This is a genomic window from Brakhagea baltica, assembly GCF_052161605.1.
In the GTDB taxonomy this organism is placed as follows: domain Bacteria; phylum Planctomycetota; class Planctomycetia; order Pirellulales; family Pirellulaceae; genus JBKCUI01.
Genome location: NZ_CP197409.1, coordinates 6185090 through 6200677 on the forward strand (window position 1 = coordinate 6185090; position 15588 = coordinate 6200677).

11 protein-coding genes, 1 tRNA gene and 1 pseudogene are annotated in these 15588 nt (G+C 52.0%); 7 read left to right on the plus strand and 6 right to left on the minus strand.

All coding sequences use genetic code 11. The annotated features are described in order from the left end of the window. Positions 1-141: 141 nt before the first annotated feature. The 6 genes from SH449x_RS24185 to SH449x_RS24210 all read left to right on the plus strand — a co-directional run bounded on the left by SH449x_RS24185 (position 142) and on the right by SH449x_RS24210 (position 7884). Entirely contained in the window at positions 142-3852 is a 3711-nt protein-coding gene (locus SH449x_RS24185; protein ID WP_482378645.1) for a 3-keto-alpha-glucoside-1,2-lyase-like domain-containing protein, read from the plus strand. A gap of 70 nt (positions 3853-3922) precedes the next feature. Beyond that, positions 3923-5431 (plus strand): DUF7133 domain-containing protein, encoded by a 1509-nt coding sequence (locus tag SH449x_RS24190; protein WP_482378646.1) that lies wholly within the window; start codon positions 3923-3925, stop codon positions 5429-5431. Between the two features lie 19 nt (positions 5432-5450). Continuing rightward, positions 5451-6002, plus strand: a complete 552-nt coding sequence (locus SH449x_RS24195; protein ID WP_482378647.1) for a hypothetical protein — start codon at positions 5451-5453, stop codon at positions 6000-6002. 265 nt (positions 6003-6267) lie between these two features. Further along, positions 6268-6340 (plus strand) — tRNA-Asn (locus SH449x_RS24200). A gap of 471 nt (positions 6341-6811) precedes the next feature. Continuing rightward, complete coding sequence (locus SH449x_RS24205; protein WP_482378648.1) at positions 6812-7570, plus strand: abortive infection family protein; 759 nt, start codon at positions 6812-6814, stop codon at positions 7568-7570. Positions 7571-7620: 50 nt separating this feature from the next. Further along, the gene (locus SH449x_RS24210) at positions 7621-7884 is read left to right on the plus strand and encodes a hypothetical protein (protein ID WP_482378649.1); all 264 of its coding nucleotides are present in this window, start codon (positions 7621-7623) and stop codon (positions 7882-7884) included. A gap of 98 nt (positions 7885-7982) precedes the next feature. Here SH449x_RS24210 and SH449x_RS24215 read toward each other — a convergent pair whose 3' ends face one another. Beyond that, on the minus strand, positions 7983-8360 hold the full coding sequence (locus SH449x_RS24215; RefSeq protein WP_482378650.1) for a DUF1348 family protein: 378 nt from the start codon (positions 8358-8360) through the stop codon (positions 7983-7985). A 41-nt stretch (positions 8361-8401) separates the two neighbouring features. Here SH449x_RS24215 and SH449x_RS24220 point away from each other — a divergent pair. Continuing rightward, positions 8402-9190: pseudogene (locus tag SH449x_RS24220) on the plus strand (sigma 54-interacting transcriptional regulator); the annotation flags it as partial. Between the two features lie 122 nt (positions 9191-9312). Here the strand turns inward: SH449x_RS24220 and SH449x_RS24225 are convergent. The 5 genes from SH449x_RS24225 to SH449x_RS24245 all read right to left on the minus strand — a co-directional run bounded on the left by SH449x_RS24225 (position 9313) and on the right by SH449x_RS24245 (position 15587). Further along, a complete protein-coding gene (locus SH449x_RS24225) occupies positions 9313-11199 on the minus strand; it encodes a patatin-like phospholipase family protein (protein ID WP_482378651.1) in 1887 nt (628 codons plus the stop codon). A gap of 21 nt (positions 11200-11220) precedes the next feature. Next, entirely contained in the window at positions 11221-12171 is a 951-nt protein-coding gene (locus SH449x_RS24230; RefSeq protein WP_482378652.1) for a cupin domain-containing protein, read from the minus strand. 140 nt (positions 12172-12311) lie between these two features. Then, positions 12312-12938, minus strand: coding sequence for an FMN-dependent NADH-azoreductase (locus SH449x_RS24235; protein ID WP_482378653.1), 627 nt, complete (start codon positions 12936-12938; stop codon positions 12312-12314). Between the two features lie 54 nt (positions 12939-12992). After that, positions 12993-14087, minus strand: coding sequence for an alkene reductase (locus SH449x_RS24240; RefSeq protein ID WP_482378654.1), 1095 nt, complete (start codon positions 14085-14087; stop codon positions 12993-12995). 84 nt (positions 14088-14171) lie between these two features. Continuing rightward, positions 14172-15587: an alginate export family protein gene (locus SH449x_RS24245; protein ID WP_482378655.1), complete on the minus strand. Its 1416-nt coding sequence runs from the start codon at positions 15585-15587 to the stop codon at positions 14172-14174. Between the last annotated feature and the right edge of the window lies 1 nt (position 15588).

Below are 15588 nucleotides of genomic sequence, written 5' to 3' on the forward strand. Positions count from 1 at the left end.
GGAATTCTTTCTTCTCCCTATCTAAGCGTGTCACAATAGCACGACTCCGACTATACTGTTTCGGTGTCGCCGCCCGCCTGACGCTGCCTTGGCTCATCACGCCGTGCTCCCTTAAACTCCCCCCCTCCTTAACATTTCCTCATGCAATCAACCTCAATTCGAATAAGCCTAGCAATGAGCATTGCTCTGGCTTGCTTGATTCCGCTTGCACACGCAACTTCGCCCAAGAAATCAACAAACTCCACCGATTCGTCTTCACAGCCAAATGACGCGCAATCTGAATTGGTTGGCGAGTACCTCAAAGCAGGACGGGGCATCCAAGTTGCCGATTTGGGAGGAGGAAACTACCGAGTCACTCTCTTCGCAGGCGGCCTACCTACACAAGGTTGGGACAAATCCGACCCACAAGTTCTCGAGACCGACGAAGAGGATGTCGCCGACCTCCTGGCAGGTGCAGGACGCGTCGATCGCACAAGCCCCACTTTGAGTATGAGCCCCCCCAGCAATAGCGTGATCCTCTTCGACGGATCCGAAAAGTCATTGACCGAGAACTGGGAAACCGGAGCAAAAATCACTGACGGGCTGCTCGTCGCCGGTGCAACAACTCGTTCCAAGTTTCGAGACTACCGATTGCACCTGGAGTTTCAGGTACCAATGATGCCCGAAGCACTAGGGCAAGCTCGCGGCAACAGCGGTGTTTACCACCAAGGTCGTTACGAAACGCAAGTTCTCGATTCGTTCGGCTTTGAAAACGCGATCAACACGAGCGGTGCCATCTACGGAGTCCGAACAAGTAACGTAAACGCTTCGCTCCCACCAAGCCAATGGCAAACCTACGATGTGGAGTTTACCGCCCCCCGCTGGGACGCGAACGGTCAAAAGATTCAAAACGCCAAACTCACTGCCAAGTTAAACGGAATAGTGATTCATACCGATGTCGAGGTCCCAGGCCCAACAACCGCAGCTCCCTTCGCCGAAACACCCGATCCGGGCCCGATCTATCTCCAAGATCACGGAAACCCAGTTCTCTACCGCAATGTCTGGATCGTACCCATCGATGCTGATGAACTGGCCAAACGCCCTCGAGTCGCAGGCTTTGAACGCCTCTCCGCCATGATCGACTCCGAACCCTCCGAGGAGGAAACGATTCATTACCAAAACATGGCCGGTCAGGTTCTTATCAATGACCTAGGTTGCATAAGCTGCCATGCCTCGAGCGTCACCGAACTTTCACAGAACCAAAAAGTTGCACCGGATCTCAGCAAAGTCGGCAGCCGACTACGACGTGGCTACATCGCTCAACTTCTTGAAAATCCTCATGCTCAAAAGCCTGGAACCACCATGCCCGATCTGTTGGCCGACCGGCCCGCAGCAGAAAAGCAATCGGCCATTCAATCTCTCGCTGCGTACCTGGAAAGCACTGGAGCTCCGCAACGCCCACCGCGATTCGCTCGCAACTCCGCTCGACGTGGAGAACGACTCTACAAGGAAATCGGTTGCGCGGTTTGCCATGCTATACCAGATGGAAGCGGCGCAACAGCCACGACGATCCCGCTTCCAGATCTGTCCGAAAAGTATACCGCTAACGGTTTGGCCTTGTTCTTAAAAGATCCGCACGCTGTTAGACCCTCGGGCAGAATGCCTGCCATGCATCTAAGTGATGACGAGTCACGAGATCTGGTCAGCTTCCTGGTTGCATCAAAATCAGAGGAAAGCAGCACGCCCAACTTCTCCTACCAAGTCTACAGCGGCTCATGGGATAAGCTACCAGACTTTGATACTCTCACGAGCAAACAAGACGGTCTATGCGCAGGCCTAGACATCTCGGTCGCTCGCGAACAATACAATTACGCGATTCGCTTCCATTCCTACGTCGCTATCGACAACAAAGGTCGCTTCCGCTTTCATCTAGGATCGGACGACGGGAGCAAGCTCTTCATTAACGACCAACTCGTCGCGGATTGCGACGGGATCCATCCTCACCAATTCGCTTCGGGGGAAATCGAACTTGTCCAAGGGGTTCATCAAATTCGTGTGGAATACTTCCAAGGAGGGGGAGAAGCTTCGCTGGAGCTGGAATGGGAAGGCCCAACGTTCCCGAGACAATCGATCGAGCCATGGTTGGCAATCGACCCTGATGCCGCTCGCAACCTCACCAAAACGGAATCAGTCAACACGGATCTGATCAATCAAGGGCGAACTCTCTTTCAAACTGTCGGTTGCGTGAACTGCCACTCGATGCCCGGTTTGTCGAATGACGGCAACAACGCAACCCCAGCCCAAGTTGCAAAGGCAGTCGCACTGGAACGAGCAGATCTTGCAAAGGGATGCTTGTCGAAAAAGCCTGGCAGTGCACCGAGGTACTATCTCTCAGACAAACAGCGCGACGCAATCAAGGCCACCATCGCGAATTCTCAACCGATCGAGAACGCAGAAGCCAAGTTGCAGTTCCACTTGACGCAGTTTAACTGTATCGCTTGCCACGAACGCAATGGCTTCGGAGGCCCCGAATCACATAACCTATCAGCCTTTACCACCACGATCCCCGAGATGGGGGACGAAGGCCGCGTGCCTCCAAAACTAAACGGCGTAGGGGACAAACTCCGCGACGAGTTCCTATCCGAGGTGCTAACGAACGGCGTGAGGCACCGCCCCTACATGCGGGTGCGAATGCCTAGCTACGGTAAAGCAACCGCAGGATTGGCACCTCTGTTCATAGACCAAGATCGACCAACTGACGAACGAGTCGCACAGTTGCCGCACGACGAAACCGAAATCAAAGCCCTCGCGGCTGGCCGGAAGCTAGCAGGAACGAAAGGCTTGTCCTGTGCTCAATGCCATACTTTTGGCCAAGTGGCAGCCACAGGTATCCAAGCCCTCGATATGCAACTCATGACCAAACGGGTTCGCCCCGAGTGGTTTTATCGCTATCTGATGGAGCCGACCAAGTACCGACCGGGAACGCGGATGCCGAACAGCTTCCCTGACGGAGAGAGTGTCTTCAAACAGATCTACGACGGAAACGCGGAACACCAAATCTCCGCCCTGTGGCTTTACCTTAATCAAGGTGATAAGGCAGCACTGCCAGATGGCTTGCAACGCGACCAGATCGCCTTGGAACCAACCGACCGTCCGATCATCTATCGAAACTTTTTAGAAGGGCTTTCGGCACGAGGTATCGCGGTCGGCTACCCAGGCGGTGTGAATCTAGCCTGGGATGCCGAGGCCATGGCACTCAAAACGATCTGGCAAGGCTCCTTTATCGACGCCTCAATGCATTGGCGAGACCGAGGAGTCGGGCGACAAAAGCCTCTTGGGGACTTGGTCGTGAATCTAGACGGCGGACCAGCAATTGCGTTGCTTGCTAACTCGCAATCGAACTGGCCGAACAACCAGAACGTGTCAGCTGGTTATCAGTTCCTAGGCTATCGATTGTCGCAGCAAGGTTCCCCGACCTTCCGCTACAAAGTAGTCGATACGCAAACCGGCCCAGTAGAAGTCGGCGCGGTAGAAGTCAGCGCGGTAGAAGTCGGTGATTCTTTCGAGGCTGACATTACCGACAAAGAAATCGGTCTGCGACGAGTTATTGCTCTAAATCCTGCCAAGACAGCTTCGGTGCAGCCAACGGATTCCGCTTCGAGGCGCGAACTCGTTTTGCGACTAGCGCGAGGCAACGAAATCGTGGCGGTCGGAGACGGGGAGTGGATCGTTGATAAGCAAACCAAAATCCGAATACTGGGCGATCAAGCCAAAAACGTCATGCAAATCAGCAGCCAAAACGGCACCGAACTACGATTGGTAATCGACCAGTCAAAGATGCCTGCTGCGATTTCCTACACGATTCACTGGTAGGCTTTTTATCCCCAGATGCACTGCGCCGCGAAACAATATTCCAACAACCGATTTTTGTCCAACCATAACCATGCGACTATACCACCTAAGTTTCTTGGCACTGCTGAGTATCGGAATACTCTGCGATATCGCCAGCGGATTCCAAGATCCATCGCGAAGAAGATCTCGCTCCGAGGTGAAGTCAACTGAGGCCGACTACTATCCGCTGGTAACGTTTGAGTTGCCTGAAGGAGTCGAACTAGAAGCGACTTCGTTTCAGATGATGCCAGATGGCAAGCTGGCCATAGCATCACGACGAGGAGAGATTTGGCTTGTATCAGATCCGACAGCCCCTAAAGTGGGTTCGGAGCAATTCCAGCTCTTTGCCCACGGGTTGCACGAGCCCATCGGACTGGCACTACGAGATGGCGGACTCGTTATCACCCAGCGTCCAGATGTTTCGTTGGTCCGCGACAGCGATGGCGATGGAGTTGCAGACGAGTTTGACGTCATCGGCTCAGGATGGAGCATTTCGGGCGATTATCACGAGTACGCTTTCGGGTCCAAGCCGGATGCGGACGGCAACATTTGGGTCGCACTTTGTTTGACCGGCTCGTTCGGAAGCGACGGGCTTTATCGCGGTTGGGTGGTTCGAGTCACTCCGGACGGCAAGACCATCCCGACTTGCAGCGGTGTGCGGTCTCCCGGTGGCATTGGCGCCAACGCGCTTGGCGACATGTTCTACACCGATAATCAAGGCCCCTGGAATGGAACCTGTGCGTTAAAGCATTTGGCCTCGGGCAAATTCATGGGACACCCCGGCGGATTGAGATGGTATTCCGAAGCAGAGAAATATCTTGGCAAAAAGCCTGCCGAGCCCAAGGATGGCAGCCGGTTTGTCATTGAAGCCGATCGCATCCCTGAGTATGAGCCACCAGCCATACTATTTCCCTACAAAGACATGGGACAGTCAGCGGCCGGTATCGCATGCGATTTGACTGGAGGCAAGTTCGGGCCATTTCAGGGGCAGATGTTTGTGGGAGACCAGACCAACAGTACGATCATGCGTTGCTACCTCGAGAAGGTCAACGGGCATTATCAAGGAGCCTGCTTTCCATTCCGTGAGGGGCTCGATTGCGGAGTGGTTGGCCTAGAGATTACGGACGATGGGTCCATGTTTGCGGGTCAGACCAATCGCGGTTGGGGATCTCGAGGGACAAAGCCCTTTGGCGTGCAGCGTTTGAATTGGAGTGGCAAGATGCCGTTCGAAGTACTCGAGATGAAAGCCATACGCGGCGGTTTTGAGTTAGTCTTTACCGAGCCAGTCGATCCGACTTCGGCAGGCAATCTCGATTCGTATGCCATGAAATCCTTTACTTACATTTTCCAGGGGGCCTATGGCAGCCCCGAGGTAGACGAGACCACGCCGATCGTTCGTTCTGCGAAAGTTTCGGAGGAAGGGTTGCGAGTCGCACTGGAGGTCGAGGGCTTGCAGCGCGGCAACATCCATCATCTACGATCCGCAGGCATCCGATCCGCCGAGGGCAAGCCCCTATTGCACGCGGATGCCTACTACACCTTGAATTACCTAGCCGAGTAAGTTTGGAGCCGTATAAACCGTGGACCATCCTGTCGACGACTTAGCCCGAGAATTAGAGTCCGAGAACGAGATCAAACGGAGCCAGGCAGCCATCTTCGCCGGCAATTACGGCTATGAAGCTGCGAGTTTGCTACCAACGTTGCTACGAATGGTCGCAACGGAAACCGACGTAGAATCACCCGACTGTCCCACGGGCGCTTATGTATCGTCGGGCAGAATTCTGCAAGCAATCGCGGACCGAGAGCAGCAAGGCGAAGCCTCCGCCGAATCGCTTGCGTTTCTTACCGAGGGAATATCTTGTTTGGCGAGGGAGCTCCAGACGGCGGAGGGAGCGCGAGCATCGTTATTGATGCACGCGCTAGCGTTAATTGGTCCCCGCGTCTCGTTTGCGGCCCCAACCGTGTTGAGAATTGCAACACAATCCGGCGATTCCCGGATACGGAATCGAGCCTATCAATTCGCAAGCTCAGTGAGTCCAGAGTTGTTGGACGAGCCACCCTGGTCCCATTTCCTGCCCGATAGCGACGAAGACCGAATGGTGTGGAGCATGTCAGCGAGGGTCGTGGAGTAGTCGTTTGAGGGTGAATTTCTGCTCAGATTGGCGGCGAGTTAGGTGTATGGGAATGGTGTGGAAAATGTGTTAGCAAAGGTACACGAGTGGGATTGATCAAAAAAAAGTGGGTCGTTAAACTCTGCGTAATCGAGACGACTGGTTTAGTGGACAGGAACTAGCATTGCGGCGGGTACAAAAGCGGCAGAGCGAGTTGTTGTCATCCGAAAGGATGCTACACTGGTGAGCGTCGTTTCGGGATAGAAGCATCCATATCGAGACAAATTCCCCTGTAGCTCAGTCGGCAGAGCAGCGGACTGTTAATCCGCGTGTCCCAGGTTCGAGCCCTGGCGGGGGAGCTTTCGTCAAAGTTCTAACTTTGGCGACCAAAAGACTTAACGCCCGGCGTCGAGAGATCGACCGCCGGGCGTTTTTCGTTTCTACCCACTTATTCGCGGGTTTCCTACGCTTTTCGCGTTTCGCCGGTCCAATCCGCCGCGCTCTCTGTTTGCAGAGAGATTTCCGTCTCTCGAACGCAACCTTCAAGTTTGCACCCGCAGGTGCGAAAAATCGGTCCCGAACTCTCTGACTCTCTCTTTTCGGGGGGCTCCAGAGTTAACACAGAGTTCTCGTTCGGAGTCCGGATGAGAATGGATTCGAACGAACTCGTCCAAGTATGTCTGACGAGAACCTCGACCCCCGATAGAATGGGGCTCGAACGGTTCTCATCTCCTTTCATTTGGCCCTACAGCTAATAGAGAACCTTTTTTTGATTCGATTGTCATTTCACCTAGTTTTCCATTTGTTCGCAGTTTGGAGTCGTGCAAAAAATGATGACGCCGGGAGAAATCAATCGACTTGTCAACAACTACATCGGGGTTGATTCGGGGTACCTCGGAGACTTCAGCTACCGAACGCATCAGGAATTCTACGCTTCGCTGGACCTGGATATTGACCCTAACACTCGCATGGGTACAACGCGAGAACGGTTTATCGCAATCGTGAAGGAGTCATCGCCCGAGATCCAAGCGAGGATCCTCCGAGGAATTCTTGACCGATACCCAGTTGGCTCATCAGAACTGAGGACACAAGATCGGTACGATCAGTTTATCTCAGTCGCACTACGTCTTGAGGGGATACCCTGTATCTCCAGCCCTGCCCTGAAGATAACTAGCGATGTGGTAGAACGCTCAATTGCAGATGCCGAAGCGTTGTTAAACGCCACTGGCGCTACCAGCGGCGTGGATCGGATTCACACATCAATGCATGGTTATCTTCGAGCAGTGTGCCGCGCATCGGCGATCCCATTTGATGAGCAGGCAACAATCACCCAGCTATATCGTTTGTTACGTGAGCAGCACCCTGCGTTCTTGGACTTGGGGACGCGAGGAACTGACATTAACACGCTTCTTCGAACGTTTTCATCCGCGTTGGACGCTTTGAATCCGTTACGCAATCGAGCAAGTGTGGCCCACCCAAACGACGAGTTGCTCGAGCTTCCAGAAGCAATGCTTGTGATCAATGTCGCTCGCACATTGTTGCACTACTTTGACACAAGAATTTCTGCCAGCAATATGGTGGAATCGTAAAAGCAAAATCCTCAGATATCGGGACCATAATCGGGAATACGACTGAAGATATGGACGCTCAAATTTCAGATGAGATCAAGGAACATTACGATTCAATCCTGAACTATACAATTGATTTGACCTATGACTGGTGGACTTATCGAACGCTTTTCGGCCACTCAGAAGATCGATTAAAGTTGTTTCAAGAGTACACCTCGCATTTTTTTCGAGTGGTGCATGATGCTCTTCTTGAGAAGGTGATATTGGGAAAACGTTACCGCGAATCGTACGGTAGAAAATATCAGTCAGTTGTTCGCTCTTGCGAAGGAATTTGATATCCCATCATTCGTCAGCCCACACTACTACTTCCCCCATGATCATAAGTGGGCCTTTGAAGGTGCCCTAGAGCAGTTGATGCATGACATCCACATGTTCAATCGCCCAGGGGCATTGGATGTACATGGCTTCGACGGGTCAGGGGCTGACTGGCTTGAGCAGTACTCCGATGCCACAAACCCTGTCCGTCGCACCATTCATACTGAAAGCGAACCGCAATCTTTCGTTCCGAATGTCTCCACAGCTCCTTAACCAGTCGGTACTCAAGTTCCTTTTCCCATTTCCGAGTCAAGAAACTCTCGATCGCCTTACGGCCTTGGATAAACTCGCCGCGATTCCGCCACTCCGAATCAACCGAGTAGGCGAGCGCGACACGTTTCGGATCTCTTGAGTTCCATGCGTCTTCGGCGAGTCTCACTTTTCGGTAAGCGCTTTCCTGGTCGTAGGGTGGTGGTAAATGGATAGGGCTATTCATGGGAAGTGTCTCCTAAAGCAACAGTTTGGGTACGGACAGAGAACTGTGCTGCCATTCCTCGCGAGCTTTACGAGAGTGAATTCTTCGGACACACAAAGGGAGCCTTCACAGGCGCACTGCGCGATCGTGTCGGTCGATTTGAGCTTGCAGACGGCGGGACTCTTTTTCTAGACGAAGTGGGGGAGATTCCGCTTGACCTACAATCCAAGCTGCTTCGAGTTTTGCAGGAGGGCGAACTTGAGCGCATCGGAGAGGAGCGAACGAGGAAAGTCAATGTTCGCATCATCGCAGCGACCAACCGAAACTTGCGTGAGGAGTCGCAGATTGGTCGTTTCCGCCAAGATCTGTACTATCGACTCAGCGTATTTCCGATTGAACTTCCACCTCTCCGAGAAAGACCCGAAGACATACCAATCCTGGCAGAATATTTCCTTGCGAAATTCTCTAGGCAGGTCGGCAAGAAGACACCGAGGCTCACTCTTGCAAATGTCAACTTGTTGCAGCGATACTCCTGGCCAGGAAACATTCGCGAGCTGCAGCATGTTTTGGAGCGAGCTGCGATCCTATCTAATGATGGAAAGCTAAAACTGGATCTGGATGTCGATTCGACCGTTTCAAAAAACGTGTCGGTCTCCAAGGCTGCACCCCATCAAGGTACGGAAAAAATTTTGACGGTTGACGAATTGAAGACTCTTGAACGGGAGAACATCAGCCGAGCATTAGCGGCTACAAATGGCAAGATTTATGGCGACGACGGCGCAGCGCGACTTCTGGGGTTAAAACCCACAACACTTGCCTCTGGTATCCGTGCTCTTGGAATTGAAAGTTAGTCGCAAGCGGAATCGCGTTCTTCGCCGCACAAGCACATTGCCGATGTTGATCGAGCATCGGAAATAATACTTCCCCGATGCTCAAGAAATACGCCGTAAGTTCGCCAGGTCTACTGCCTCGCTCAAAACAATTTTGAGTCCAACAATCTCAGTTGTGCTTTCAGGCTTTGTATTTGATCGGAAACGATCCTCTCACCCACCAAAGCCATTTCATCAGCCCGCGTGAATGCAGAAATGTCAAATTCCGTCACATCGGGCGCGATCACGAAGTCAGCCGGTGAGACTCCAATAGCGTTCATGCTGTAGCTCTGAACCAAAGCTTGACGCATGATGACCTGAACTGACGAGAAAAGGGTACGCTTGGGGCGCCCCAACTGGCGAATTTGCATGAAGTCCTTGTCAAGCTTGGCAGTGACCGTTGATGCAATCACAAAGTTACAGCCCTGAGAGACAAGGACATTCGCGGGCACATTATTGAGCAGTCCCCCGTCGACGATCGCCGACTGCTCGCTAAACAAAGGCAAGGACAGTGGCGGCAGATTGATGCTCTCCAAGATACTTCGTGTCGCATCACCAGTTGACGTTACCTTGGGTTCGCCATCGACCAAGTCTACTGATACCGACGTTATCGGCAGGGGCAATTGTTCTAATTGGTAGTCTCGCAAATACTTGCGCAACATCGGTTCAAATAAACCGCGACGGTATTTGTAGATCAGATACCAGTATCCGCCTCCGGGTAACGACCTAAAAAACCAAGAGGGCAATAGATCGTTCTTAAAACAACTTGTCGCATAAGTGGGATCGAGTCCGAGTGAATAGATCGTCCCGGTCATCGCTCCAGCACTGGTGCCCGCAAGTCGGTCGACGACAATGCCTTCGCGCTCGAGAGCTTGAAGGACTCCTAAGTGTGCCATTCCACGAGCGGCGCCTCCTCCGAGGGCCAAGCCGACTTGAACGCCCCTCAAGTAATGCACGACCCTTTCGAGTCCACTACTGAGCTGTTTGCCTTCGGTGCGTGTGCGAGGATCGAAAGACAACTTGAAATCACGATCGATCAATTCTGCGAGACGCGGATACCACGGTGCAACGTGGGTCGAACCCAGTTGCCAAACAACGCATAGTTTTTCCTTGACCCATGGAACTTCTTGAGTCAGCCGTTCAATCGCCAGCGTCGCCTCACGTTCCTCTCCGTCGGCTACAAACCAAAGGACCTTTTCCGCATAGTTCAATAACTCAATCATGTCATTGCCGACTTGGGACGCTTGGACGTTTAGAAGCAACCGGCCACGATTTGCCCAACTCTTGATCTTTTCGCGTCTGTGTTGGGTTGAGATACAAGCCTTATCCGTAAGTAGGCTTTCGCAAGGAATACCATCAACCAATCCTTCGCACGGCGAATCGCTGAACACGCATGGATCTTCCTCCAGTTCCGCCAAGCGATTGGCGAGTCGCGTTGTCAATGAGGATGTCCGGTGCGAGGTGTGGACTACAGCGACAACGCTCGGCATCGGTAAACGACGATCGGCTGCCGAAACGCGCGAAAACAGACTTGATACCAACTCAAGGATTGCGGCCTGAAACTCTTTCGAACGAGTGCCAAGTTCAAAGATCTCGTCGAATGTCAAGCGAATCGAGACTGAAGGTTCCAGCGCTTCGACACGCAAAAGTGAAGACTCTTGACAGCCGTAAGCCAGGAGGCCAATCGCTCCACCGCGAACGACCACGGCGTTGACTCGACTGCGACCATGAGCGTCCATGAGCTGAACTCGAAAGCGACCATTCACCACGAAGTGAACATGACTGATTGGGCTACCCACGTCCATCACCACCTCGTCGGCTTCGAATGTCTCAACCTTCGCCGTGTGTATCAGTTGGAATAGTGTCGATTCGTCAAGTCGCTTGGCCCAAGCCATTCGCCGAAGTTCCGAATCCAGAATGGAAGCACACTGACCGTCTATCGCGTCATGCTCCATCGGCTGCGAAGGGATACTTTGCTCGTCATTGTTCATGTTCAGAAGCATTCCTGAGATTTATCCGATTTCGATGCCATAAGCCCCCGCCAGGGATCGTAGTTTCTCTATTTCTGAGTGATCGGGATGATTGATAGGCGAATTGAGATCGACAACCGGCGCACCGATTTCCTGGAACATCGTTTCCAAACCGCCGGGAGCAATGAGGATCAGCATTTCAGCGTTCTGCGAGGTGCGATTCTGGAATCGATGTTTCGATCCGATCGGCATATTGGCAAATGCTCCCGAGGTTGCTGGTACACTGTGGCCGTTGACTTCGAAGTGTAATTCGCCGGACAGCATGAAAAAGCCTTCTTCTTCGCGACGATGAACGTGATGTGGAGGACCGCCGCCCGGGCCGACCGTCGCGTGCCATATCGCGTAGGAGCCGTTAGTATCTTCAGCCTCGGCCAAGAACCGGTATCGGTCGCCGGCCACATCGTACACCGAGCCTTCGCTGCGTCGAACCAATTGAAATCGAGGTTCAGCGTTGATTTGCTCGATTGTCGGATGCATGTCGATGCCGAACGTTGGCGCCAGGTCTTCAACCAAGCGATGCATTTCGTCGTCACTTTTAGGCTCAAAGTTCAGAGGGCTTTCGATCTTTCCTCCTACGCGAATCTGAAATTCATCAAACGCACAAGGGGCCGCGACGACTAGCATCTTCGAGCGGGTTTCACTCGAGCCTCGTGGATAATGAACCGTTCCCGCTGCGACGTTAATGAAGTCGCCTTGTTGCAACAAGACCTTCTGGTTCCCGGCCGTGAATTCGACGGCCCCTTCAAGAATGAAGAAGCCTTCGTCGAAATCATGGCAATGAGGCGATGCACCTTGCCCTAGGTCCACTTCGCCGATCGATAAACAGTACTTACCACCCGTTTCATTGGCTGTGGCCAGATACCGCAACGGATGACGAAACCATCGCACCCAAATTCCATTGTTGCCGTGAAAAACCGTTGGCTGTCTTTGCATGATAACTTCTTCTTCGAACGGCTTTCTCGACGATAGATTGTGGCGATAAGCGATTGCAAATCGTTATGTCATCTGACGAGGCTGGACGCTCTCAGTGCGTTCAACCTAAACCTTCCAATACTGGGCTTCGATAAACCGGTTTAGAAATTCGCAGCCGTCCGCTTCGCCAAATCCAACGCGTTCTGCATTGCAGCAGTTGCGGCGTCGGGAGCGCCCATCGTATTGTCAACGACGATTGAAGTGATTTCCTTGAATCCTATAAAACCTAGGAGAAGATTAAGGTAGCGAGTCTGAAAGTCAAGAGCTGTCATCGCTTCGGTCCCATAGGATCCTCCTTGTGCATAGACGACGGCGACGGGTTTGCCGGTCACCAGTCCGCTATAGCCAGTTGAAGGATCGAAGGAAAAAGTCAACCCGGGCTGAGCAATCAAGTCGATGTAGTGTTTCAGTTTGTACGGAACGCCAAAATTCCACATGGGCAAGCTGATCAAATACTTGTCGGCTGCCTTGAATTCATTGCAAATGTCTACAACCACTTGCCATGCTGCCGCTTGCTGACTGTCATGGCTTTGACCATGCATAACCTGGTACTTTGCATCGATCGTATAACCGTCGAACTCGGGCAGTTTCTTTGACCACAAGTCGATCGTTTGGATCGTGTCGTTTGGATGAGCGTTCTTGTAAGCATCAAGAAAAGCGGTCGCAACTTCGATCGATTTCGAACGAGCCTTGCGAGGTGAAGATTCGATGTAGAGCAGTTTTGCCATGATAAAATTCCTCCGAAATTGTTGAGTGTGAGAAAGTATTAGCCCATTGTCAGTCTACAAAGCAGACGATGCAGAGTAGGTTGTAAAATCTGTGTAGCCTTTTTCGCCGATCGGCGAGTACCAGTCGGACAGGTTAGCTTCGGGATTGAGCGGCCAATCGTTTTGGTATCGCTGCACCAAGTCCGGGTTGCTGATAAATGGACGACCGATCGCGATTAGATCTGCGTTACCGCTGGCAATTGCTTGTTCGGCAGATTGCTTGTCATACCCGACATTGCCAATGATTGTTCCTGAAAAGACGCTGCGGAATTCGGATAGAGTCATCGGCGTACCCAATCCATGAAACCCAAAACCAAGGCCATCCATCACGTGCAAGTAGGCGAGGCCGATTTCATTAAGCCTTTTCGCAACATACAGGAATTGTTCGCGGAAATCGGGCGATCCCATGTCGTTGAATACTCCGTTAGGCGAGATTCGCACTCCAACTCGGTCCGCCGCATACACGGATGTGACTGCTTCGATAACCTCACCGAGAATGCGATAGCGGTTTTCGATGCTTCCACCGTAGGAATCTTCGCGCTGATTGGATTTCGACTGGAGAAACGTATCCAGCAAGTATCCATTCGCTGAGTGGACTTCAATGCCATCAAAGCCTGCCGCTTTAGCCCGTGCTGCGGCTTTTCGGTAGTCTTCGACGATCGCCGGCATTTCGTCAGTTCGAAGAGCCCGAGGTACTTCATGCGGTTTCTTTCCATGGGGTGTGTGAATGTGATCCCCTTCGATTTTGATCGGGGAAGGAGCTACATGTGGTTGACCATTGTGAAAGTCCGGATGCGATGCTCGCCCACAGTGCCAGAGTTGCATGAAAATCGGTGCAGCGGCTTCGTGAATTGCTTGCGTAACAATTTTCCAGCCTTCGGTCATCGCGTCGGTATAGATTCCGGGCGAGTTATTCCAACCGTTCGCTTGTTCAGAAATCGTTGTTGCCTCAGTGATTAACAATCCCGCCCCAGAACGCTGGCGGTAATACTTAGCCATCAACTCATTTGGAATTCGTTCCGAGCCCGCCCGAGCGCGTGTCATGGGGGCAAGTACTATTCGATTGCTGTAGGTCATAGAACCAGTGGAGAAACTCGAAAACAGCGACATACAAAGGGATACTTTCTGGTTAAGGAGAACGGATCTTCAGGGTGGTTTTACAATTTAGGTATTAGGCATCGCAAAAAATAATGGTTAAAAGTAACAAGTAACCCACAGCAAAGCAAAATTGATATCGCTGCTATTCGCTTCGGTAACCGCCGATCCCGAATCCAAATGGACCAATGCAGTCGTCGACTCAACCCATTCCCGAGGTTTCCATGTGAGTGCAACTGAAATGGAGTTGCCGATGTAGCGTGCACTCGAAAGGTTACCTGCAAAAGCAGGCACACCTGGTGGAACGTAAATCGAATCCAGCTCACTATATCGCCACAGAAAGTCCCATAGCAAAACTGCAGTTACTTGATCGGTGACTTGCAAATCGAGATTGAAGTTCAAGTCGAACAGATTTGCGGGGGCAAAGATCGCCGCTTCGCTGAAGTAGCTATTGTTAGGAAAGTAAGCGTTAAACGTACCCAAGATGTTGTCCGCAGGGTCACGATCTCCGCTAATAATGTCGAACTTCGCCCCTACTCTGGGACTTAGTGGTGTGTCTGCGAAAGTATGGCCGAGGACGCTGGCAAAGGTCCATGCTGAAATGTCTTTTTCCTCAAGACTTCCCAATTGAAATACGGATTCCACGTTGTAATCCCAAGCATTGTCAGAACCAAAGAGTCCAAAGGCTCGAACCCCAAAAGAATGCCTACGCTCATTGCCGCTGACGGAGTCAAACACAGCTTTCGAATTTCGATAACCAAGATAGTACACATCTAGGCCTCCACTTCCTGGAAGCACTGAATCTGCGCCAGGAAGGAAAGTATGATAGCATCCCCATAAGAGCCGGTCACTTCGAATTTGGTTGTCGAACGCATCACCACCGAACGAGACATCGGATCCAAACAATAGTTGCGAATCGATCCGTTCGTTTTTGAAACGCAATCGCGCCGCATCAAAACTTCTACGAACATTGGGGCCGTTACGAATCGCGACAAGCCGCCCCGACCCTAGTGAAAAAGTCTGACGCCCTAAGAGTGTGGCCAATTTTCCGCGATAGGTTTCTAGCAGAGCAATTTCCGTGAACAATTGTTGAAAGTAAAGGGCGTCTTCATCGATTGGACCTGGGGCGAAAGGCGAGCCAAATTGAAACGAACTTCCAACTTCAGTTTGAGCACGGAACCAAGTTGTTGGCTCGTATTCGAAGTTGAGGTAGATTCTTTGAAGCAAATAGTCATTGTTGGCTTCCGGAATCAAACCGAATTCGCGTCCCCTCCAATACTCATATTGCTCACGCCATTCGCCGCTGACGCGAAGCGATTGGTCTTTTTGTTGCAGCAAACGTTGTAATAGGCCGGTTTCGGGCTCATCACCAATTCGTTCGCGGACGGGTCCTGAGTCAGGAAAAACAAATACTGATTCCTGGGCTGTTGTAATGTCTGGCTCTTGAGACCAACAAATAAATGTCGACTGGACTGCGAGAGCTATGACAAGAAGTGACTTGGATGGAACTTGCAAA